The sequence below is a fragment of the Dialister sp. genome, from assembly GCF_051885895.1.
GTDB lineage: Bacteria > Bacillota > Negativicutes > Veillonellales > Dialisteraceae > Dialister.
In genome coordinates this window covers 12267-35756 of record NZ_JBJEXP010000029.1, presented here as the reverse complement: position 1 = coordinate 35756, position 23490 = coordinate 12267, and the positions used below count along the sequence as shown (strand labels likewise).

The 23490-nt window shown below is 48.0% G+C and carries 20 protein-coding genes; 3 read left to right on the top strand and 17 right to left on the bottom strand.

Features of this window, described 5'->3' with window-relative positions:
• Positions 1 to 121 precede the first annotated feature (121 nt).
• The 6 genes from ACI4N7_RS02360 to ACI4N7_RS02335 all read right to left on the bottom strand — a co-directional run bounded on the left by ACI4N7_RS02360 (position 122) and on the right by ACI4N7_RS02335 (position 5318).
• On the bottom strand, positions 122 to 1321 hold the full coding sequence (locus ACI4N7_RS02360) for a cation diffusion facilitator family transporter (protein WP_439731767.1): 1200 nt from the start codon (positions 1319 to 1321) through the stop codon (positions 122 to 124).
• A gap of 225 nt (positions 1322 to 1546) precedes the next feature.
• Positions 1547 to 1780: a YdbC family protein gene (locus ACI4N7_RS02355; protein WP_439731766.1), complete on the bottom strand. Its 234-nt coding sequence runs from the start codon at positions 1778 to 1780 to the stop codon at positions 1547 to 1549.
• Positions 1781 to 2018: 238 nt separating this feature from the next.
• Entirely contained in the window at positions 2019 to 3617 is a 1599-nt protein-coding gene (rny, locus tag ACI4N7_RS02350) for a ribonuclease Y (protein WP_439731765.1), read from the bottom strand.
• Between the two features lie 73 nt (positions 3618 to 3690).
• Positions 3691 to 3987 carry a hypothetical protein gene (locus ACI4N7_RS02345; RefSeq protein WP_439731764.1) on the bottom strand — a complete coding sequence of 99 codons (297 nt, stop codon included), beginning with the start codon at positions 3985 to 3987 and terminating at the stop codon, positions 3691 to 3693.
• 327 nt (positions 3988 to 4314) lie between these two features.
• Positions 4315 to 4620 carry a hypothetical protein gene (locus tag ACI4N7_RS02340; RefSeq protein ID WP_439731763.1) on the bottom strand — a complete coding sequence of 102 codons (306 nt, stop codon included), beginning with the start codon at positions 4618 to 4620 and terminating at the stop codon, positions 4315 to 4317.
• Positions 4617 to 5318 carry an MBL fold metallo-hydrolase gene (locus ACI4N7_RS02335; protein WP_439731762.1) on the bottom strand — a complete coding sequence of 234 codons (702 nt, stop codon included), beginning with the start codon at positions 5316 to 5318 and terminating at the stop codon, positions 4617 to 4619. The genes ACI4N7_RS02340 and ACI4N7_RS02335 overlap by 4 nt, the downstream gene beginning before the upstream one ends.
• 270 nt (positions 5319 to 5588) lie before the next feature.
• Here ACI4N7_RS02335 and ACI4N7_RS02330 point away from each other — a divergent pair, with 270 nt between their 5' ends.
• Both ACI4N7_RS02330 and ACI4N7_RS02325 read left to right on the top strand, forming a co-directional pair.
• A complete protein-coding gene (locus tag ACI4N7_RS02330; RefSeq protein WP_439731761.1) occupies positions 5589 to 5840 on the top strand; it encodes a GNAT family N-acetyltransferase in 252 nt (83 codons plus the stop codon).
• Positions 5841 to 5917: 77 nt separating this feature from the next.
• Complete coding sequence (locus tag ACI4N7_RS02325; protein WP_439731760.1) at positions 5918 to 6541, top strand: HD-GYP domain-containing protein; 624 nt, start codon at positions 5918 to 5920, stop codon at positions 6539 to 6541.
• Between the two features lie 45 nt (positions 6542 to 6586).
• Here the strand turns inward: ACI4N7_RS02325 and ACI4N7_RS02320 are convergent, their stop codons facing one another.
• The 3 genes from ACI4N7_RS02320 to ACI4N7_RS02310 all read right to left on the bottom strand — a co-directional run bounded on the left by ACI4N7_RS02320 (position 6587) and on the right by ACI4N7_RS02310 (position 10373).
• Positions 6587 to 7906, bottom strand: coding sequence for a glycosyl hydrolase family 18 protein (locus ACI4N7_RS02320; RefSeq protein WP_439731759.1), 1320 nt, complete (start codon positions 7904 to 7906; stop codon positions 6587 to 6589).
• 14 nt (positions 7907 to 7920) lie between these two features.
• The gene (locus tag ACI4N7_RS02315) at positions 7921 to 9120 is read right to left on the bottom strand and encodes a hypothetical protein (protein ID WP_439731758.1); all 1200 of its coding nucleotides are present in this window, start codon (positions 9118 to 9120) and stop codon (positions 7921 to 7923) included.
• A gap of 350 nt (positions 9121 to 9470) precedes the next feature.
• Positions 9471 to 10373, bottom strand: coding sequence for a LysR family transcriptional regulator (locus tag ACI4N7_RS02310; protein ID WP_439731757.1), 903 nt, complete (start codon positions 10371 to 10373; stop codon positions 9471 to 9473).
• Positions 10374 to 10526: 153 nt separating this feature from the next.
• Between ACI4N7_RS02310 and ACI4N7_RS02305 the strand changes: the two genes are divergently transcribed.
• Positions 10527 to 11339 carry a DAPG hydrolase family protein gene (locus ACI4N7_RS02305; protein ID WP_439731756.1) on the top strand — a complete coding sequence of 271 codons (813 nt, stop codon included), beginning with the start codon at positions 10527 to 10529 and terminating at the stop codon, positions 11337 to 11339.
• A gap of 138 nt (positions 11340 to 11477) precedes the next feature.
• On the opposite strand, the gene ACI4N7_RS02300 is transcribed toward ACI4N7_RS02305, so the two are convergent.
• From ACI4N7_RS02300 to ACI4N7_RS02265, 8 genes are all read right to left on the bottom strand, one after another.
• Entirely contained in the window at positions 11478 to 12692 is a 1215-nt protein-coding gene (locus ACI4N7_RS02300) for an RtcB family protein (protein ID WP_439731755.1), read from the bottom strand.
• Between the two features lie 187 nt (positions 12693 to 12879).
• Entirely contained in the window at positions 12880 to 13530 is a 651-nt protein-coding gene (locus ACI4N7_RS02295) for a ComF family protein (RefSeq protein ID WP_439731754.1), read from the bottom strand.
• Entirely contained in the window at positions 13527 to 15662 is a 2136-nt protein-coding gene (gene recD2 / locus ACI4N7_RS02290) for an SF1B family DNA helicase RecD2 (protein WP_439731753.1), read from the bottom strand. The genes ACI4N7_RS02295 and recD2 overlap by 4 nt, the downstream gene beginning before the upstream one ends.
• The gene (locus tag ACI4N7_RS02285) at positions 15659 to 15946 is read right to left on the bottom strand and encodes a chorismate mutase (RefSeq protein ID WP_439731752.1); all 288 of its coding nucleotides are present in this window, start codon (positions 15944 to 15946) and stop codon (positions 15659 to 15661) included. The genes recD2 and ACI4N7_RS02285 overlap by 4 nt, the downstream gene beginning before the upstream one ends.
• Positions 15947 to 16007: 61 nt before the next feature.
• The gene (locus tag ACI4N7_RS02280) at positions 16008 to 17732 is read right to left on the bottom strand and encodes a proline--tRNA ligase (RefSeq protein WP_439731751.1); all 1725 of its coding nucleotides are present in this window, start codon (positions 17730 to 17732) and stop codon (positions 16008 to 16010) included.
• Positions 17733 to 17890: 158 nt separating this feature from the next.
• On the bottom strand, positions 17891 to 19894 hold the full coding sequence (gene ligA / locus ACI4N7_RS02275) for an NAD-dependent DNA ligase LigA (RefSeq protein WP_439731750.1): 2004 nt from the start codon (positions 19892 to 19894) through the stop codon (positions 17891 to 17893).
• Between the two features lie 15 nt (positions 19895 to 19909).
• Entirely contained in the window at positions 19910 to 22117 is a 2208-nt protein-coding gene (pcrA, locus tag ACI4N7_RS02270) for a DNA helicase PcrA (RefSeq protein WP_439731749.1), read from the bottom strand.
• A 173-nt stretch (positions 22118 to 22290) separates the two neighbouring features.
• The gene (locus ACI4N7_RS02265; RefSeq protein WP_439731748.1) at positions 22291 to 23235 is read right to left on the bottom strand and encodes a manganese-dependent inorganic pyrophosphatase; all 945 of its coding nucleotides are present in this window, start codon (positions 23233 to 23235) and stop codon (positions 22291 to 22293) included.
• Positions 23236 to 23490: the final 255 nt, after the last annotated feature.

The window sequence follows — 23490 nt, the reverse complement described above, 5'->3', positions numbered from 1 at the left end:
TTCTCCTTCAAGGAGAAGAATAAAAACTTCCGAAAAAAGGACTGATTATACCGCTTCCAACGGATGACAGATTTATCCTACACATAGATAGACAGGCTTTTAAGCCTTATTCCCTATTTCCTTATGACTTCTTTCTATCCGCTATTTCCCGGACTTCCTCTTCATCGGACCCATACACTTTTCCGCTGATAAAATTGCGATCCACCATGGTTTCTACCGTATAGGCCGGATTGATTTCTTTCAGACGGGCACAAATAACCTGATAAATCTCTTCATCCTTCATCTTGGTGGGACCTTTCAGTGCAAGCTCAAAGGACAGATGAATCTCGTCCTTCTTTTCTTCCACAAAAAAGTCATGATATGACAACGGAAGCCCCGTTCTGTAAATCGCAGACTCCAGATCCCTTTTGTATTCAGCTTCTCTGGGGTTGGATATAGCTTTGGGATCTGCATGAATGGTAGCCTGTACATTCAGTTTTTCCCGAAGCGTAGTCATCACGTTTTCCGCCAGTTCATGGCTTTCTACCAGATTCAGATCACTGTCCAGTTCCACATGGGCTGTAGCGAAATGGTTTTCCGGTCCGTAGTCATGAACAATAAGATCATGAACACCATACACGCCGGGGCAGGAAAGGATGCATTCCCTGATTTTTTTGTATACTTCCGTATCAGGAGTCGCTCCCAGAATGGAATTAACTGCATTTTTCATAATCCCATAGCCGGTCCAGAGAATGAAAAGAGACATAATGGTTCCCATAATCCCGTCAATATGATAACCGAATATGTACTCTGCCAGTGCAGCCGCCAGAACGCCGGAGGTAGAAAGCATATCAGACAGGGAGTCAGCGCTGTATGCGTCAAAGGCCTTGGAATTCAGCTTTCTTCCCGCTCTTTTATACCACCATGCCAGAAACAGCTTGGCTGCGAGACCGACACAGAGAATCACTGCTACAAAAAGGGTAAACTCCGTATCCTTGGGATGCATAATCTTCTGCACCGATTCCACCAGAAGCGTAATTCCCACATAGAGAATCACCGCTGCCATGACTGTGGAATTAATATACTCCAGACGGCCATGACCAAAGGGATGTTCCTTATCTGAAGGCTTTGCCGAATAATAGAAAGTCATCATCAGCAGGATCACGGAACCCATGTCAGTAATATTATTGAACCCATCCCCCATAACGGAGAGGAAACCGCTCTGCCACCCTGCCAGGATTTTAAAGGAACCAAGAATCAAGTTTACTAAAAGTCCTACACAACCGGCCAGAAAAGCACCCTTCGTTCTTTCTCCCTGGGGACCGGAAAATAAAAATGTCATTTGAAAGCTCCTTTGTAAAGGAAAACAAAACCCACTGCCGAATCACTTCTGGGAAACAGCTGCCATCGGCAGCTTTCTATTCGTCAGTATACCGTGAAATGAATCGGAGGACTGCCTAAAATCTCTCATATATACCAAAAGACTCTCCTGCAGGAGAGCCTTTTCGTTTCAGGTTGAATTCTTTCAGTAAGCCATAATTCCATCAGTATGGAATGAAAGCTGCTATTAATATTTATCAAAGTCAATGCTGTTCAAAATATCTTTCAGCTTGAGAATTTCTTCCTTGGTAAGGGTAAGTCCCTTTGTCATAGCCGTATGATCCGGATTCCAGGAACGAAGATCAAACTTTTCATCCCGGTTATTCCAGCTTGTATAGGTCAGCTGTTTTTTCCAGCCGTTAGGCTGAACAGAAAGATCTCCCAGCTCTTCTTGAATGGTATATGTAATTTTTGCAGCCATTGTATAATCACCTCATAAATTAATAGACTATGAATTAATCGTATCATATAGCGGTCTGAATGTAAATCATAAAAGCATGTTTTTCTTTCTTGCAAAAGCCTAGATAAACCGGCTGAATCCGATTTTACCATGGCTTCATCAAGGCGCAGGCAATTTTCTACTTTCCCGGCATAAGGATTTCAAAAAAAGACCCCGCTCCATGGCAGTGCATGAAGCGGGACTACGATTTCATTATGTTTTATTTGGCAAAATCTGTAGCTCTGGTCTCTCGAATGACAACCACCTTGACCTGTCCCGGATACTGAAGTTCCTTTTCAATTCTGCGGGAAATATCATGTGACAGGATGACTGCCTGGTCTTCCGAAATTTTATCCGGTTTCACAATGACACGAAGTTCACGGCCTGCCTGGATAGCATAGCAGCTGTCCACGCCCGGGAAGGATTTTGCTATATCTTCCAGCTTGGTCAGACGCTTAATATAGTTTTCCAGCGTTTCACGGCGTGCACCCGGACGGGCTGCAGAAATAGCATCTGCCGCTGCTACCAGCACTGCTTCTACGCAGGTCGGTTCTGTATCACCATGATGGGATGCAATGGTATTGATGACTTCCGGCGATTCGTGATATTTCTGTGCCAGTTCCACGCCCAGTTCCACATGGGTGCCTTCCTGTTCGCGGTCCACTGCTTTGCCGATATCATGAAGCAGACCGGCTCTTCTGGCTAATTCCACATTGGCCCCTATTTCGGCAGCCATAATGCCTGCAAAATAGGATGTATCAATGGAATGCTGCAGCACATTCTGTCCGTAACTGGTACGGTATTTCAGACGGCCAAGAATCTTCACCAGTTCCGGATTCATTCCGCGGATACCGCATTCCATAACTGCCTGTTCGCCTGCTTCCCGGATAGCCTTATCCACATCCTTCTTTGTCTTGGCCACCACTTCTTCAATCCGTGCAGGATGGATGCGGCCATCCTTTACAAGACTTTCCAGTGCCAGTCTGGCCACTTCACGGCGGATGGGGTCAAAGCAGGAAAGAATGACGGCTTCCGGCGTATCATCAATAATCAGGTCGACACCGGTCAGTGTTTCAATTGCCCGGATGTTACGTCCCTCACGGCCGATGATACGTCCCTTCATTTCTTCATTAGGAAGGGAAACTACGGATACAGTGGTTTCAGATACCGTATCTGCCGCATTTCTTTGAATGGCGGAAGCAATGATTTCTCTTGCCTTGGCATCTGCTGTATTCTTCGCTTCTTCCACAGCGCTGCGGATACGGACTGCCTTTTCGTGGGTCAGTTCTTCATCCACTCTGGAAAGAATCATATCCTTAGCCTGATCACTGGAAAGCTGGGAAATTTCTTCCAGTTTTTTCTGCTGTTCATCATAAAGGCCTGTGAGTTTTTCCTTCTGTGCTTTCAGCTGGCTTTCCTTTTTATCCAGCTGGGATTCACGCTGTTCCAGGTTGCCGCTTCTCCAGTCCAGATTGTTCTCTTTCTGAACCAGACGCTGTTCATACTTCTGCAGTTCATCTCGACGCTGTTTGTTTTCCTGTTCCACGTCTTCACGCAGCTTATGGATTTCCTCGCGGGTCTGCACGATAGTTTCCTTTTTCAGGGTTTCTGCTTCCCGGGATGCGGAATCCAGCAGCTTCTTTGCTTCTTCGCCAATCTGGCGGGCTTTTTCTTCTGCTGAACCAATTCGTGCTTCTGCTATGCGCTTGCGCAGCATGTATCCGATACCTGCACCTGCTGCCGCTGCCACAATGCATCCAACAATTACATAAAGTAAAACTTCATCCAGTGTCAAATGATTCACCTCTCTCTTTCTCATTATTTTTATTTCGACTGATGAAACATAAAAGAAACATCTCCCGCAGGAGATGATCAGGAAATGCCGCGTCCAATCACAAAGACCGGTGTATCAGGTTGTCTGTCTGTGGAAGAACAGGTACAAAACTGTCCCAGGCACAGGATATGTATATCATCAATTCATCCTGTATGCAGAAATCCGCTCCGGTTATGTAAAAGGGGGTATTTCCCCCAGGCTGAAACAGATGGATTTCCTCATACAATGAAAAAGCTTCTATTCCATACGGAGAAAGCCCCTGCGGCACATGTTCATGCCCTCCAGAAGGCTTCATATATAAAATCAGAATCAATCCACAAAAGGAATGTTCACTTGGTCCAGCACCTGTTTCCATTCTAAAATTTTTATATTTTCTTGTCAAGACGGAACCCTTGCTGAGAGCGGTAAAACAACGGCTTCCGGAAATCCGGAAGCCGAAAAGTTAAGGCAATTTTAATTTTATGCTTTGGCGCCGCCCTTTTTGACGCTATGTTCTAACTTATCTCTCAGAAAAAGACCGGATAAAGAAATCAGGGATGAAATCACTCCCCTATTTTCTATATCATTTTCTGCCATTTTCCATCTGTTGACCTGACTTTTCCTTTGTCCCTTCTCCATATACTGTGCGGAAGATATAAGGTGAAAACCAGACAACCATATCCCGGCCCCTCTTCAGGCCTGATTAATGTCCTCTTCCTCCGCCGAAGGCAGACCAAACGACCAGGGCGCCGAAAGCAGCCCAGGACATGAGATAGGAAAGAATGCCCAGATCTGTCAGAACATTGATAACCGTCAGTCCTGCCATGAAAAGGATATTAGCCCGTTTTTCTATGAAAGGATCCCGCCGTATCAGAATAAAAGCAGCCAGAAAAATAATGCCATTGACAATCAATACCGCAGGAAAGTAAAAAAGAAGAGGGATCATCTGCAGTATGAAACTGCCTGCCAGCATGAGCAGCATAATGTAGATCCAGGTCATGGAAATCATAGAATCCTCCCCACATGGTCTCCATCTTTTTCCGGAATCCATATGTCCTGATCCGGGAAAAGCCAGTGAAATTCATAAGACGGCGCCCAACGCTGTCCAAAAGCATGCATGGGAATCAGAAGGTGGGCCGAGAAATGGCGGAGGAACTGTTTAACTCCCCATTCCCTGGCCACCTGCTGCCTTGCATCCACAGGCAGCAGGGCTATATCGACCTTCTTTTCCTTAATTCGGGAAAGTTCCCGGAAAAAGGCATCCCGTGCGTCCCGGTTATCCTCATCCCTCTCGCCGGCCCAGTGCCACCAGTTAAGATCCCCTGCATGGAAAATGCGAAGGCCCTCTGTCTCTACCATATAGGAACCGCCTGCATCGGTTGAACCATACATGTGGACAGAAAGAGGACCTGCTTTCAGCCTGTCTCCCACTTCCATCTCATGCAGAAGATGGCGGTCATCCAGATTCAGTCTGCAGTCCCGGTGCAGAAAATAACCTTTGGCTCTTTTTTCAAAATGGCGGATAGAGGGATTGAAATGATCCCCATGTACATGGGACACAAAGAAATACAGGTTTTTATCCCTGTGAGCAAGAACCTCATCCAGCCTGTTTTCCGGATCCTGAAAATAATCAAAAACAAGGATCGTCTTTTCCAGCTCCAGGATAAAACCGCTGTGATGAAGGAAATATATATCTACCGGTTTCATGTTTTCTCCTTTCCGGGGAAGAACTGACATTTGCAAAGATTTCTTGTATCTTCTAATAAATTTTAACTGTGATGTGCCTCCCTTGGGGAAGCTGTATAATAATTATATCATATGAGACAGGGAAAACAGGCACAGGAAACAGCCGCCTGATTGGCAGAATCGAATTTGATATGCATGGGTGTCAGGCATTTCCTATCCAACCCCCAAATAAACATTCCTTTGACCTTTACGAAAAGTTTATGTAAAATAGCATTGTATATGAGGTGGAAAATGATTACACACAATGAAACTGACCACATCTTTGAAATCAACTATCCCGAAGGAAAGGCTTATCTGGAATACACTGATGACCACGGACTGGTCACTGTTATCCATACCATTGTCCCCGATGCGCTGGCAGGACAGGGCATTGCCGCCCGTTTAGCAGATGCTTTCTACCGCTGGGCATCAGAAAATCACTACACCATACAGTCGGACTGTTCCTACATGACAGCCTGGATGAAACGACATAAAATCAATTAAACTTTTCAGGCGCTTTAGATCTGTTGAAGCAGCCTTCCAAGGCTGCTTTTTTATTGATACTTGGAATGGAAGTCTCTATGTACAGCTCATCACTTTTCCAAAGTCCTGGCACATTCCAGGAAACACAAAATACACTTGATATGATAACCACCCATTTTATTGAACTTCTGCGTTTAAAGTCCAAAGATTTATATGAACATTCCGTACGGGTGGCTAATTATTCCGGAGCCACAGCCGTTTATATGCGGCTTCCCGCCAATGAGATCACCCTGATCCGCTATGCAGGACTCCTGCATGATATCGGGCTTCTTACTATCCCCAATCGTATACTCTCCAAGGTACCCTATCTTTCAAGACGTGAGCTTTCCCTTTATAAAAAGCACCCCGAACTGGGGGCCAACATGCTGGAATCGGTACCGGGATGTCAGGATCTTCTTCCCTATATCCGCTGCCATCATGAACGCTGGGACGGTACGGGGTATCCCAAACATCTGAAAAACGTAAATATCCCTCTGGGTGCCCGAATCATATCGGTGGCCAGCTACTATGATGATATGGTTTATTCTTCCCCCGATTTCAAATCAAAGGATATTTCTGAAATTTCAAGAGATGTAATGACCGGCTCCGGCATACTCTTTGATCCGGAAGTGGTATCCGCTTTTCTGAAAGTTCTCTTTCACAGCAATACGATTCCCACATAAAAACGCCTGCATCTGCAGGCGTTTTTTTTTTGCACAAAATGAAGACTATAGATTTCCGAAGATGCCCTTCTTTTCAAAGCCATATCGCCAGAACGCAAGACCTCCCAGGCCATAGGTTTTTTCCAGTTCCGCCTTGGCGGAGAGAGATTTTTCTTCCTCCATATAAGTGCGGTGCATCACCCCACCCTCTCTCCAGCTCAGTGTATACTGCCTGGCATCGGGCTGCCACACCGGTTTCAGGTGATACCTGCTGATCAGAGCATCCTGGTCCTTCATAGGAAGCACTCTGGATGTCATATGCCCCGGTTTTCCTTCATAAATCCTGGTATAGAGCGGAAGACCCAGGATCAGCTTTTCCGGCGGCACCATCTGTACCAGCCGTCCTATGTTTTTATCCAGCCAGGAATAGGAGGATACGGATCCTGCATAGGGACTGGTACGGGGCGTTTCATCATACCCCATAATGATTTCATAATCACAGTAGTCTGCCAGTTTTTCCCTGTCATAACAGAGGCTCCAGGAAGGAGAGCCTTCATTATATACGGTAATATCTACAGTCAGCTTCTTTCCCGCCTGATGAAGAGGCAGGGACAGATCTTTGATGAATGATGTATAAAGCTCCTTATCCCGGGGATCCATATTTTCAAAATCTATATTGTATCCATAGAGCCCGTAAACTTCCGCCAGTGCTTCCATTTTGGAAATGAGAGCCGCCTGCCGCGTTTTGTCATGCATGAACTGCGATGTTTTTTTTACCTCAAAGTCATTGTGGACAAGGGGCATGATATCGGCATCACTTTTTTTGACCTGCTTCAGATAGTCGAAATTCCACCGGTACCGGTTGTTTTCCATATCTTCATAACTCCCCAGGGAGGGAGAAAGAACATGTCTGCCGGGCAGCACTGCAAAGTCGGAATCTTCTGCCCGGTAGGAATCATTCACATCCCACAGCACCAGGGGTCTTTCCCTGACCTCCCTGGCCGGGCGGGATTTTTCTTTCCGCTTTTTTACTGTCAGCTCTTTCTTTCCGGGCTTGTACACATATTCCAGTCCTGCCGGCGTACTGAAATAGGAAAAATCCACATATCTGCTTCCCTGGATTTCCTTGTAGGGAATTTCAACCTTTTCCTCCTTCTTGAGGGACGCCGGTGTCAGGTATACATAGAGCTTATCCTTCTCCCAGGATAACTTCCATTTTCCGCCTTTGGACAGGACTACCGGTGCCGTATAAAACGTTCCGTCCATTTCAATGGCAGTGAAATTTTTGAAATCATTTCCCTTCATCTTTACGGAAACAGGATCCTCCGCATAGGAAACCGTCTGCAGCGCAGCAGCCAGCAGAAGTGCCGGCAGTAATTTTTTCAACACATCCTTCTCCTTTACCAAGATTCAACGTTTTCTGAAGCAAACTTACGCACCAGGGATACCAGGGTCTTTGTATCCAAAAGGCGGTATATATCTTCTTCCCTATCCACAGATAAAGGCTCTCTGTCCAGGAAAGCAATAAATTGTTCACAGATCCTTCTGACTTTCTTTCCCTGATCTAATAATATAACATTTCTACCCAGCCCTTTTTTCATCAGGAATTTCATGACTGCCGGGCGGAAATAGGCATCAATAAAAGCATTTTCAATCCAGTAATCATGAATTGTCCTTCGGAAGCGGGCTGTCCTAGATGCAAAAGACAGATATAGAAAAAGTCCGTCTTCAAGACCTCCCCAAAAATCACTGAAGCCAAAATCAAAGGCTCCGTCTTCCTGATTTTTTACATATGTCAGCGCATTTCCCTCTACAATATGAATTTTTTCCTGATGAGGAAATTGAGGGAGCAGCTGATTTTTAAACAGGGAAATCATATGTGGATTGAGTTCCACCACTGTCACCGACTCCACATCCTCTTTTTCAGAAGCCATGAAGGTATAATATCCAAGCCCCAGACCATAGGTGATTACATTTCCTTTAGCTTTTTCCAGGGGCTCTTTCATGGACTCGATCTCACTCAGTACTACGCTCATCCATACGCTGCCGTTTTCCAGAAGTACCGGAAAAACAACCCGGCTGTCAAAAAATCCTGCATCGCCGTAGGCAAAGGGATCTTCTTTCCGGAATCCGTCATGGTAAGTCTGAATCAGCTCTCCCGGCAGGTAGTCATTCACCGTCAGGGTAATATGCCCTTCTCTGGTCTTTCTTTTGACCTTCACTTTTCGATAGTAGGGATTATCTAAAATATCAGAAGCACTGTACATTTTTATATGAGAGACAAGGATATGAAAAAGCCCGTCTCCGATTTCCTCTTCCGTCATGGAATCGGAAAGTTCTGAAAAAGGAGCCATGTCTTCTCCCCCATGGCAGAGTTCATAGGCCAGCTCTCCGATATCATCGGCAAAGCCGGTTTCCACATAGGCCGAAGACACATAAGAGTCTCCCCGGGCTGCCATCTGTTTAAAGTCCAGATTTCCCACATAAAGATGTTCCGCCACTTCTCCCAGAAGCATGTCCTGTGCGGCGGTGGAAAGAAGATAATTCTTCCAGAGATCCTGAATCCTGTCTTTCACTGCATTGCTTTTCCTGATTTCCATAGGTTTTTCCTTCCCCAAAAACATCCTCATATGGCACCGACGGCAATGGGTGTCCTTCACAGCTCTTCTATCAAGCTGCTGCATCCATTCTGCCGCCGGTCGTTGATATATGTTATTATACTTGGTTTGATATAATCAAACAATTTTTCTAAAAGCTCCCATGCTAATGAAGTTTAATGAATCCATATCCATCACTTTGAGAGCAGCATATAGATGGACCTTATCCGGAATCGCATAGGGTCCCCTTTTGATTTCAAAATTAATGCAAAAAGGTTCTGCAAGGCACACTTTAAAAAATTAAAAAGTTCCTTTTTACAGCCTGCAAGTAGAAAAAGTTTTATCTTTCCCCTTTAATCCGGTTTCCCGACTCCTATCATTTCCAGAAGCCGTTGTAATGAGGGATTCTTATTTGTTTCATTCCACTCTGCCACAATCGTAAGCTGATGCTGTATATCCGCCAGAGGCAGACTTTTCACGTGCTTCTCAAAAAGAGGAAGCTGTGACACATAGTCACCTACAAGGCCTATGCCCTGGTTGGATGATGCCAGGAAAAAAATTGTCTCCACATCCGGAATGAAAAGAAATTTTCCATGATGGGTATTGTCCGGAAAAAGAGAATGATACACCTGCTGGTGCTCATCAATTTTTTCATTTTCCTGCGTTTCCAATATGAAGAGATCTTCATCATTGAGATCAGCGCGATTGACGGCATTCCTCCGGGCAAGAGGATGACTGCGGGACACCACAGCAGTAAGGTTCGCAGTGGCAAGATCCAAAGTACGGAGTTCCTGAAAACAGTCTGTATCGAATTTAATGTTAATGGCAAAATCTATTTTCCCGGTAACAAGAGCCTCATGAATGGCACCTGCCGTAAGGCGGAGAAAACGAAGGGAAATATTGGGATAATTCCGGCTGAATCTATCCAGCACATCCACAAAATTCACGGCTGCATAGTCTTTTACCATGCCGATAGTCAGAGATCCTGTAATACCGGTGGTGAGATTATGGCAGCGCTCCTCAGCCTCCTGAAGTTCCTGGAGAATACTCCGGACTGCAGGGAGAAATGCCTTTCCTTCAGGCGTCAGTTCCACATGCCGGTGATTCCTTTTAAAGAGTACCAGATTCATTTCCTTTTCAAGAGCCTGTATCTGCTGGGTAACAGCGGTTTGTGATACATAAAGTTTTCTGGCGGCTTTCGTGAAATTCAGCGTGCCAGCAACGGCGGCAAAATACTGTAACTGGCGGATATTCATGGTGCGCCTCCTTTGATGTCCAGTATACAGGGAAGATGAACAGAAAGCAATCAGTAATAAGCATTGATTATAAATAGAGGCAATATTCTTATTAGATTTCCATAAAATCAATAGTTATAATACACATATCTGATGAAAAGGAGGACCATACACATGAGCAGAATTTTAAAGCGCGGTGAAAAGGTATCGGTTACAAAGGAAGAAATGAGCCTTCCTTATTTCAAATACTTTCTAAAACCCATGGCCCCGGTTCCTCAGGAGAAACTGGATCTTCTGAATAAAGAACCGCAGAGCCATGTCATTCCTTTTGAAGAGAGAAACAAATTCCTCTCAGGTGAAGATGAAGCAGAGGGATATATACAGATAGGATTTGGCATCTGTGAGGATGGAACCGGTTTTTCCGCCAATGCCACCTATATGCCCGGCGTTACCAGTGAGATGATGGACTGGTGGTTTCCATGGCACAGCGTGGGCAGTGACCTCCGGTATAAAATCTGGGACCCGAAGGATCACTATTTTGCCCGGGCGGATAACGCAGCCTATGTGTGCGACCCTCATGTTCCGGTAAATCAGAAAACCTGGGGTGTGGAACACTATATTCTGGAAGATGCCGGCATGGGACCGGAGGCACTTCACCTCTGCTTTATGCGGCCCAGGGATTTCGGCTATGACGAGTCCCTCATTGGAACCCCCAAATGCTCATCTCTGGTATGCGGTATCGATAAGAGCCGGATTGCTGCGGCTATGACACATAAATGGTATCCCTATCAGAAAGGTATCATGTTCTGTTCCCGCTTCTGGATCGGCTACGGAGAGGTCAACGGCCGCATTGTAAAAACCCTGCCGGAAGGTCAGCAAATCCCGCTGGCAGCAGTCAGAGGGCTGTTCCGTCACAACATTGAAGAATTCACCAACCTCGCTTCCATCCTGCCATCCCTGTACAAAGAAAATAAAGATAATTTCTGATCTTTTATAACAGCAGAACGCCCTGGTCTGATACGCTGTCTTCCAGCCTGCTGCAGGGCCAAATAAAAAGATGCCTTCCCACAGTTTTTCACCAGTTTGCAGGAAGGCATCTTTTTTATGGATAAAAATTTATGAAATCTAGAAATGTTTGTCTTCAGAGGCTTTGAAATTGTAGACAGGTTTCATCACCTCAATAACATCGACAGTATCACCAATCACATCCAGGATATCGTTCAGAGATTTATAGGCCATAGGGGCCTCATCGATAGTCCCTTCATTGACGGATGTCGTATAAACTCCCGCCATTTCCTTACGGTATTCCTGGAGAGAAAGCGTTTTTACAGCCTGGGTACGGGACATAATACGGCCGGCCCCGTGAGGAGCAGAATAATTCCACTCAGCATTTCCTTTGCCAACCGCCAGAATACTTCCGTCACGCATATTAATGGGAATAAGAACCTTTTCACCCTGATGCGCAGCAATGGCCCCTTTCCGTAAAATCATTTCATTTACGTCAATGTAGTTATGAATCGTATGAAATGCTTCGCCAGACTGAAGGCCTGTCATTTCCAGAAGCGCTTTCGCAATCATTTCCCGGTTAAGCTTGGCAAACTGCTGACAAAGATCCACATCATGGAGATACTGTTTCAGGTACTTGCCGGAAACATAACAAAGGTCAGCCGGTATCTTTTTCCGGCGCTGTTCCACTTTCGCCTGTTTAATGGCCTGCTGGATTTCTTTCTGTCTTCCCGCTGCCTTGTATTCCTCTATAATATGGCCAAGCCGTTCTTCCAGCCTTTCACCGTGAGCATTCAGTTCAACTGCTGTCTGTTGATAAATTTCCGCTACCTGTTTGCCGAGATTCCGACTCCCTGTATGAATGACGAGATAATGCTGTCCATGGTGAGTTTCATCCACTTCGATGAAATGATTTCCGCTGCCCAAAGTACCGATACTGCATGCAATCCAGGACAGCTTTTTAAGTTTGTCATAACAATAGAGCTGCTTCAAATCAAAATCGGCCTGCTTCTCGGGCCATACGTTCATCCCGGAAGGTACGGTATGAGCCGCTTGATCGAGTGCAGCAAAATCTATTGGCTGGCTTCCAAGATCAATTGTATACATGCCGCAGCCAATATCCACGCCCACAATATTGGGTACAGCCTTATCCGTAATTGTCATCGTCGTACCGATCGTACAGCCTTTGCCGGCGTGAACATCCGGCATAATCCGTACTCGGCTTCCCTCTGTCAGTTCATAGCTGCACATTCGGCGGATCTGTTCTCTTGCCTTTGCATCAATCGTCTTGGCATAAGAAATGGCCGTTGTAACCGTTCCTTCAATCTTCTCCATTAGAGACTCACCTTCCTTCATTATGTTTTATAACTTACTTTATTATAACATAATCGGAATTTTTCTTTGCTTCACCCACTTCTATATCCGGTCCATCTGTAAAGGCAGGCCTGACATCTTGTTTGGGATAGACAGTGATATGGTCAGTCGAGAGCATCCAAAGGCCCGGGCCCGGAGAAATCCATCTTCACATGGCACCGCTGGCGATGGTTATGCCCATCACAGTCTTTGCCCCGGCCCGCATCAGCTCGTGGGCCGCTGCTTCCATTGTGGCGCCGGTAGTATATACGTCATCGGCTATCAGAATGGATTTCCCCTTTATATCCAGATTTTTATTGATATGAAACACGCCTCTGATATTTTCATACCGCTCCCGTCTGGAGAGGAGGGACTGGGTTTCTGCACTTCTGAACCTTACCAGTCCCTGGGGAAGATAGGTTTTCCCCTGCTCTTTCATCCAGTCTTCAAACATGAGGTCCACCTGGTTATAGCCGCGGGCTTCTTTTTTCTTTTTCGACAGGGGAACAGGAATTACCAGGTGGAAGGCAGACAGCCGGTCCCAGTAGGGAAAACGGGCCAGGAGGGGATAAAAGACCTGCTTCCGATCTGCCCTTCCGCCGTACTTGACCTCTATAATGCAGTTTCTGACTGCCCCTTCATAGCTGCAGAGGGTATAGCAGCCCTGCAGGTGCTCAGTACGGGATGAATTGATGAGACGGGGATTCCAGATTTTTGTGAGGCAGCTGCTGCACCACACGATATCTCTGTCCATGACTCTGCCGCAGCCCGGGCAGGTTACAGGATAAAGGAGATCCGCCAGGTCTTTGAAAAGGTTCATGGCTCTGCCTCCTCTTTCAGCAGGGGAAGGAAAAGGCTGTAGCGGCTGGCTGTGTCGGCCCGGCTGACTGCCCGGGAAATGGCGTCTTCTGTGGAAATGAGGATGGTCCTCTTTTTCGCCCTTGTGACGCCGGTATAAAGCAGATTTCTCTTCAGCATGATGCTCTGGCTGGGAAGGAGCACCAGAATAACCGTATCATATTCACTGCCCTGGCTTTTATGCACGGTGCAGGCATAAGCCAGCTGGATACTGTTTCTTTCTTCTCCTTCAAACACCACTTCTCCGCTGTCAAAGCGGACAAAAATTTTATTTTTATCCACAGCCCATACAATGCCCAGATCCCCGTTATAGATACCCTTTTCATAGTCATTTCTCTTCTGCATGACTTTGTCGCCGATCATGAAATGGGAGGGTCCTGCCGCCACTTCGCAGTGATGCACCTGTTCCTGGATGGCATGGTTCAGATTGTCCACGCCGCATACGCCGCGGTACATAGGTGACAGCACCTGCATGGACATTTTCATCTTATCACTGCCGTACTGCAGTTCTTCACAGAGGGACATGACCTCCTGAAAAGCATCCATTTCGGAAGAGGCATAATAAATGGAAAACTCCCCTTCCTCATCGGGAAAACAGCTTTCGCCGGAGCGGATGCGGGCCGCATTGTCAATAATGCCGCTTCCCTCCTTCTGCCTGAAAATCTGAGTCAGCCGCACCACCGGCACTTCTCCCCACCGGATCAGGTCTCTCAGGGGAGAACCGGGTCCTACCGGAGGCAGCTGGTCTATATCGCCCACCAGGATAAGCCGGGCCCCTTCCTTCAGTGCGCAGAGAAGGTGGTAAAAAAGGGAAATATCCATCATGGATGCTTCATCTACAATGATGAGATCCTCTTCCAGAGGATCCGTTTCATTTCGATTGAACAGGGTGCCGCCGCTGTCCCTCATTTCCGCTTCCAGCGCCTTATGGATGGTGTCGGCCTCCACGCCGCTGGACAGGGACAGCCTTTTGGCCGCTCTCCCCGTAGGCGCCATAAGCCGCACCTTCAGCTGGAACTGCCTGGCCGCTGTAATCACCGCACGGACAAGGGTCGTTTTTCCTGTGCCCGGGCCGCCGGTAATAATCAGCACCCCTGACTCAAGAGCTTTCTGTACGGCTTCTTTCTGCCTGTCCGCCAGTTTGAGCTGATTCTCCCGTTCAAATTTTTCAATGGCCAGACCAGCGGAGCCAAGGGATTCTGCCTGCAGGAGGGATTTGATGCGGAGAGCGGACTCCGTTTCCGCCTCATAGAGAGAGGGCAGATAAAGATATCTTTCTTCGTTCCAGAAGACGGAAGGAATCTGTCCATCTTCTTCAAACTCCTTTCCTGCAGAGCGGACAAGATCTTCCGTAATGCCAAGAGTCAGAGAGGTATTCCGGAAAACCGAGGCTTCCGGTGCACAGGCGTGCCCCTGGCCTGAAGCCAGAGAAATGACATAATGGAGCCCCTCGGCTATCCGGTCGGAATCATCGGGAGCAATGCCCTTGGTCAGGGCCATGCGGTCCACGTCCCGAAAGGTCAGTCCCGGAATATCACGCACCATCCGATAGGGATCTCGGGTAAGGACTACCTCCGCTTCGTCGCCATAGCGTTTCCGGATATCTGCGGCAAACCGTTCAGGAATGCCCTGAGACTGCAGAAACATAATGAGGGACTGCTCTTCTTTGATCTTTTCATAGGATTCCCTGATTTTTTTCAGGGTTTTGGCTCCTAAACCCGGGACATCTATGAGGGAATCGATCTGGTTCTCAAAAATATCCAGTGTTTTCCTGCCGAAATGGTCCACGATTTTTTCAGCCATGGACGGACCGATGCCGTCAATCATGCCGGAAGCCAGAAACTGCTTGATTTCCTCTGTCTCCTCAGGCTTTACATTTTCCACGGTGCTGCATTTAAACTGCATGCCAAAACGGGGATGCCGTTGCCAACATCCCCGAAGCAGCACGGACTGTCCTGTATAGGGCACAGCGCCTCTGTAGGAGACAGTCACTATTTTTCTGCTTTCTTTATCTTCCAGAAGAAATACACAGAATCTGCCATCATCGCTGGAAAATATGATTTTCCTTACGGTGCCCCGCAGTTCTTCTGTCATTTGTTCTCTCCCCTGATCCATTGATTCTGTACCTTTTTGCTGATATCCATCAGCATCTGGTACCAGCGGACAAAGTCGGGCCGCACGGACAGATTTTCAATGAGTCCGGACAGCTCTTCTATGTTCTTTTCCTCCCGTTTGGCATCGAAGACCGGGATTTCCGATTTCAGCTTGCACTGGGCAATGCACTTGGAAAGGGCCAGCCGTTTCTGAAACAGGGCGGCCATTTCTTTATCAATGGCTCTGACTGAATTTCTTAAAGCTTCTAATTCTTTATCTTCCATCTGCGTTCACTCCCCTCTTCATCGGAAAACGGGATATCAAAACGGATTCCTGCGGCAGTAATCAGCGATTTTCTGCATAAAGGCGGGCCAGGATTTCAGCCACCTTTTCTTTGCACTGTTCCAGCGGCACTTCGATTACTTCACCGGAACGGCGGAGTTTGATTTCCACATTGCCGGACTGCTGCCATTTCTTTCCAATGGTTACCCGCACCGGATATCCGATAAGATCAGCATCTTTAAATTTAATGCCTGCTCTTTCGTTCCTGTCGTCCAATACTACTTCATCCCGGCTGTCTTCCATGGAATCATACAATTTCTGTGCCGCAGCCATGACTTCTTCCGATTTGTTGTTGGCCGGCACAATAACTACTTCGTAGGGCGCAATGGAGGCAGGCCAGATAATTCCGTCCTTATCGTGGTTCTGTTCAATGGAAGCAGCCACTGTTCTTGTGACGCCGATGCCATAGCAGCCCATAACGAAAGGATGGGATTTTCCCTGGTTGTCCAGGTAGGTAGCATGCAGGGCTTCACTGTACTTGGTCCCCAGTTTGAATACCTGTCCTACTTCAATGCCCCGGCACCGTACAATGTGGCCGCCGCATTTCGGACATACATCTCCTTCATCAATCTGGCGGATGGTTTCTACCCGTACATCGGTAAAGTCACGGGCCGGATTTACGTGGATGTAATGTTTGTCCTTTTCATTGCCGCCGCAGCAGGCATCCTGCATTTCCATAACGGTAGGATCCACCACAATATCAAATTCCTTTGTCCGCTTGAGACCGATGGGGCTGATATAGCCGGCGGTAAGGCCTACCCGTTTCAAATCTTCGTCAGAAGCCATATCCACATTGATGGCATTGTAGATATGCTGGATTTTGGTTTCATTCACTTCATGATCGCCACGAACCATGGCCAGCACCACAAGGCCGTCCACATTATAAACGACAGCTTTGACAGACTGTGTTACCGGTGCATGGAGGAAATCGCACACCATTTCAATGGTATGCTGCCCTGGTGTTTCTACCAGTTCCTTTTCCTTGTCATTATGCACATCGCTGTGGATGGTAAGGGGATCTACGGCTTCAATATTAGCTGCAAAATCGCAGTTATCGCAGTAAACGATATCTGCTTCCCCTGAATCTGCCAGTACTTCAAATTCGTGGGATGCATTGCCGCCGATAGCGCCGGAATCGGCAATAACCGGACGGAAAGTCAGGCCGCAGCGGGTAAAGATACGGGAATAGGCATCGTACATGAGCTTGTACTGTTTATCCAGTCCTTCTTCATCAGCATCAAAGGTATATCCATCCTGCATAATGAATTCGCGGCTTCTCATGAGACCGAAGCGGGGACGCTTTTCATCACGGTATTTATTCTGGATCTGGTATACAGAAACAGGAAGCTGTTTATAGGAAGTGGTATCCATCTGAATCAGGGTGGTAACCAGTTCTTCATGGGTCGGTCCCAGGCAGTATTCTCTGTCATTCCGATCTTTCAGCTTGAACATTTCCGGGCCGAATACCTCCCAACGGCCGGTCTTCTGCCACAGTTCCGCAGGCTGCAGAATTGGCATCATGATTTCCTGAGCGCCGGTCTTGTTGACTTCTTCGCGGATGATTTTTTCCACCTTGCGAATTGAACGCCATGCCAGCGGAAGGAATGAATAAATGCCGTTTCCCACCTTTCTCATCATACCTGCTTTCAGCATGTACTGATGGCTTACCACTACAGCGTCAGCCGGTAATTCACGTAATGTAGGACTGTATAATCTGGATGCTAACAATGCAATCTCCCCCTGTAACTGTTTCGGCAGAAACACCGAAACGAATTTTCATACCGAAATTTTTTCGTCATATGCTTTCTCATTATACCACGCTTTTATGCGTCGAACCATGCAGCGGCAGAAGTCTTCCCCGCTTGAGAAAGAGAAATTTCCTTTTCTCAGGACCGCATGCCTGCTCTCCGCAGGAAGGTTTCTTCATCGATGACAGGAATATTTTTAGCCCTGGCTTTCTCCAGTTTGCTCCCTGCATCTTCGCCTGCCACCACCAGCGTGGTCTTGTTGGTAATAGAGGACTGGGTGTCTCCGCCCTGCTGTTTGATGATGTTTCCGGCTTCCCGCCGTCCCATGGATGACAGTTTTCCCGTAAGCACCACCATTTCGCCCGCAAAGGCCTGTCCTGCCGGTTCTTCCTTCACTTCTTCCATGAGAACTCCTGCGTCCTTCAGCTTTTGAATGACCGCAAGGTTCTTGACATCATGGAGATAGTCATAGAGGCTTCCGGCGATAACCTTTCCAATCCCTTCCGTTTCCTGGATATCTTCAGCGGAAGCACCGATAATGGCATCCATGGTATGGTATCTTGCCGTAATGAGCTCTGCCCCCTTGGCTCCCAGAAAACGCACTCCCAGGCCGAAGAGCAGCTTGGAAAGGCCCCTTCCTTTACTGTCCTGAATGGCATTCACCAGATTGGAGGCGCTTTTTTCACCCATCCGTTCGATCTGTTCAATGTCTTCCTGTTTCAGGCGGTAAAAGTCGCCGGGATCATTCACCAGCCGGGCAGCCAGAAGGCTGTCCACCACCGATGGCCCCATGCCTTCAATGTCCATGGCATCCCGGGAAGCAAAATGAATGAGCTTTTCCCGCACCACGCCGCCGCAGTCCGGATTGGTGCAGCGATAGGCCGCTTCTCCTTCGATCCGGTGCACCGGTTTGCCACAGACAGGGCAGAGTTCGGGCATGACAAAGACCTCTTCCCTGCCGGTGCGTTTTTCTTTCAGCACGGTGGAAATTTCAGGAATGATTTCCCCCGCTTTGTAAATCATCACATGGTCTCCCTGGCGGATATCCTTTTCATGAATGAAATCCATATTGTGCAGGGTGGCCCGTTTCACCGTAGTGCCGGCCAGATGTACCGGCGCAAGGTCTGCAGAGGGCGTCAGCACGCCGGTGCGTCCCATGGTGACAACGATCCGTTCCACCGTCGTTTCCACTTCTTCCGGCGGATATTTATAGGCCATGGCCCATTTGGGATCCTTCACCGTAGCTCCCAGCCGGTTCTGCTGGGCAAAGTCATTGACCTTGATCACCATGCCGTCGGTATCATAGCCCAGATTATGGCGCTTCACTTCCCAGGCATTGACGCCTTCAATGACGCCTTCGATGGAGTCCCATTTCCGATAGTTCGGATTGACCTGGAAATGGAATTTTTCCAGCTGCTGCAGCAGTTCTTCCTGGGAGTGGATTTCCAGCCCCTGGATATCGCCTAACGCATAGGCGAAGAAAGCCAGGTTTCTGGAGGCGGTGACATGGGGATCCAGCTGGCGCAGAGAACCGGCCGCCGCGTTCCGGCAATTGGCAAAGGGCATGAGACCTGCTTCATCCCGTTCTTCATTGAGGGTAATAAAGCTTTTGCGGGGCATGTACACCTCGCCTCTGACTTCCATGTAGGGCGGCGCATTTTCAATGTAGAGGGGAATGGTATGGATGGTTTTCACATTGGCTGTCACATCTTCCCCTACTCTGCCGTCGCCCCGGGTCAGGCCCTGGACAAGACTGCCGTTTTCATAGATCAGGTTCATGGAAAGACCGTCGATTTTAAGCTCCGTAATATACTCTACCCGGTCTACGCCCAGTCCTTCCTTCACCCGCCGGTCAAAATCCCTGAGCTCTTCCGCACTGAATGCGTTGGCCAGACTCAGCATGGGCTTTCTGAAACGGACTTTCCCAAAATCATCGGACGCTTTCCCACCTACCCGCTGGGTAGGAGAATCGGGCGTCACGATTTCAGGATATTCCTTTTCCAGATCCACCAGCTCCCGGTAAAGGTGGTCAAATTCATAATCCGTAATTTCCGGTGCATCCTTTACATAGTACAGGTAGCTGTGATGACGGATTTCCTTCCTGAGCTCCTGCACTTTTTGTCTGATTTCTTCCGGTACCATAGATGTCCCTCTTTTTTATTCAACCTTTGTAATCGGCGCAAAGGCCACCATGAGCTGGCGCACCTTGCCCTGGAAATCCACTTTAATCATCATATTCTTGTCATTTCCCATGACAGCCACCACTTTTCCATTTCCCCAGAGGTTATGGTGGGCGGTGTCTCCCACTTTCCAGTCATATCTTGCTTTGACGCCTGTCTTTTTCGGCTTGTTCACCACGGCGGAGTCGGAAAGAGCGTAGCGGCTCCTGCTTTCATTCTGCCATCTGCCGGCTGCATGCATGGTTTCCTTCTGCCGGTCCACCCCCACGTGATCTATGAGATCCGAAGGGATTTCTTCCAGGAATCGGCTGGCCATATAGGGCTTAATCTGCCCGTACATGGTGCGCATATGGGCATTGCAGAGATACAGCTCCTTTTTGGCCCGGGTAATGGCCACATAGCAGAGACGCCGTTCTTCTTCCAGCCTGGATTCTTCCATCATGGAGCGGACGCCGGGGAAAATGCCTTCGTCCATGCCGGGCAGGAAGACAATAGGGAATTCCAGCCCCTTGGCGCTGTGCATGGTCATGAGGGTGACTTTATCATCCGTTTCTTCATAGCCGTCCACATCATTCACCAGGGCTACCTGTTCCAGAAATTCGGAAAGCCCTTCTCCGGGATGAGTGGTGGTAAAGTCCTTGGCTACGGAGAGAAGTTCGCCCAGGTTTTCTTCTCTGCTCTGGGCCTGGGGATCATTGCTTTCCTGCAGCTGGGCCAGGTACTTCGTATCCGTCATGATTTTCTGGAGCAGGTCGAAAATATTCATTTCCGTAGAAGCATTCAGAAAATCAAAAATAAGAGCGCTGAAATTCTGCAGCTTCAGCTGGGCAGAAGAGGCAATATCGGACCCTTCCACTGCCATAATGCCTTCAAACATGGACATGTCCCCTGCATTGGCATAGTCTGTCAGCTTCTGTACCGTGGTGGCGCCGATGCCCCGCTTCGGTACGTTGATGATGCGGGTCAGGCTGATATTGTCCCGAAAATTGTTGATCACCTTGAGGTAAGCCATCATATCCCGGATTTCCGCCCGGTCATAGAATCTTGTGCCCCCGACCATGGTATAACCGATACCCCGTTTCACCAGCGTTTCTTCCAGTACACGGGACTGGGCATTCATCCGGTACAGCACCGCCATATTTCCGTAGGGCTCATGGTCTTCATCATGTTTTTTCTTCATGGTATTCACAATGAATTCCGCTTCATTGTGCTCGTCCATGGCGGTATACCACTGCAGGTGGGCGCCGCCTCTCTGCTCCGTCCACAGCTTTTTGGAGGGACGGTCCGGATTGTTTTCAATCACCGCATTGGCTGCATCCAGAATGGTCTGGGTGGAGCGGTAGTTCTGCTCCAGCTTGATAACCTTGGCTTTGGGATAATCCGATTTGAAATCCATGATATTCCGAAGGTCCGCGCCGCGCCAGGAATAAATACTCTGGTCTGCATCACCTACGGCGCAGATATTCTGCAGGCTTCCCGCAATGTACTTGGCCATAAGGTACTGGGCATGGTTCGTATCCTGGTATTCGTCGATCAGGATATAGTGAAACCGGTCCTGCCAGCGTCTGCGGATGGTTTCATTGGCCAGAAGAGCCGTAGTGATAAAGAGAAGATCATCAAAGTCAAGGGCGTTGTTCTGCTTCATGTGCTTGTCATAAAGATCATACACATCCGCTACTTTCAGATTATAGAAATTGCTTCCTGCCTGCTGACGGAAGGCCCTGGGATCCTGCAGCTTGTTCTTGGCTGTGGAAATAGCGCTCTGCACTGCATTGGGCTGGAACTGCTTGTCATCCAGATTCAGTTCCTTCAGCACATTTTTCACCAGCTGCTTGGAATCATCGGAGTCATAAATGGTAAATTTATCGGTATAGGGAGGATAATTTCCTATTTCCCGGCGCAGAAAGCGGGCGCCGAAGGAATGGAAGGTATACATCCAGATCTTATCGGCAGCCGGCCCTACCAGACCGTGAACGCGGTCCCGCATTTCCTTGGCTGCCTTATTGGTAAACGTAATGGCCAGAATTTCACTGGGACGGATGCCCAGAGACAGCATGTAGGCAATACGGCAGGTCAGGGCTTTTGTCTTTCCCGAACCGGCGCCGGCCATGATCAGTACCGGGCCTTCCACCTGCTTCACCGCTTCCAGCTGGCGGTCATTCAATGTATTTAAAAAATCTGTCATTCTTACTCCTTCCATAAAATGAGTGGAATAGAGGCCTTCCGGCGAAAAGGTCTCATCTGCCTTCCGCCGATTCTGCTCCTCCAAAAAGAAAAACTCATATATGACAGAGTCATGTATGAGTTCTTCCTCAGGGAATCAGCCATGAGTCATCATGCCGCTATCCCGGAATTTCATTATTCTCCATAAACCTTCAAAAGGAACGGAGCCACCTGTTTTTTACGGGACATGACTTTCGGCAGGTAAACCATACCGTTTTCCGCCTTCTTGCCGAAGGCTTTTTCTGCCGCTTCTTCAGCGCCCTTTGTGAACCAGAGATAGGTATCTTCGGTGAGGATATTGGTCACCATCAGATAGGAGGCTTCATAGTTCTTTTCAGCCTTGGTGGCTTCCAGGGCTTTCATGATGTCTGCCTTCTTGGCATTGATGGGTTCCACGTCCATCACGGAAATCTGTCCGCAGGAGAAGGTCTTTCCGCCGGCTTCAAATTCCTTGGTATCGTTATGAGCCAGTTTTTCAGCAGGATAGTCGGAAATATCAGCGCCGGCTTTCAGCATGTCCATGCCGTACTTTTCATAATCTACGCCAGCAATTTCAGCCAGTTCTTTGACGGCTGCCTTATCTTCCTCGGTGCAGGTGGGAGAACGGAAGAGAACTGTATCGGAAATAATGGCGGAAAGCATCATGCCTGCCACTTCCCTGGACGGTTTAATGCCGTTCTGCTTGTAAAGGCCGTAAATCACGGTGTTCACACAGCCTACCGGGCGGATCAGGATGAAAATGGGGCTTTCTGTTTCAAAGTCGCCGAGACGATGATGATCGATGAGTTCCAGCACTTCTGCATCTTTAATGCCGTCTACGCACTGTTTGGATTCATTGTGGTCCACCAGAATCAGCTTTGTTTTTTCTTCCGATTCATCTTTTCTTGCCACATTGGTGAGAAGCACCGGTGCTTCTACTTTGAAATAATCAAGGGCAAATTTTGTTTCCTTATTCGGTTCCCCTGCTCTGGCAGCTACTGCGTCCATTCCCAGCTGTCTTTTCAGATAGGAATAGGAAATGGCAGCAGCAATGCTGTCGGTATCCGGAGATTTATGACCTGTTACATATACCTTGCTCATTCTATCGCTCCTTTAATCCAATGATGAATGGGTTCATAATTACTTCCCCATTATACCATGAAGGGACAGATGATGAAAAGGGTACAGAGGGCTCAAAGGGTGCAGAAGGTGCAGAGGTTCAAAGGGTGGTGGAGGAAATTAAAAATGGAAAATGATGGTGGCACAGTCGGGAACGGGACTGGGACTGGGATCGGGTAGCTGGCCACCAGTCCACTAACCCACTAATTCACCAAAACAAAAACCCCGGCCATGTAC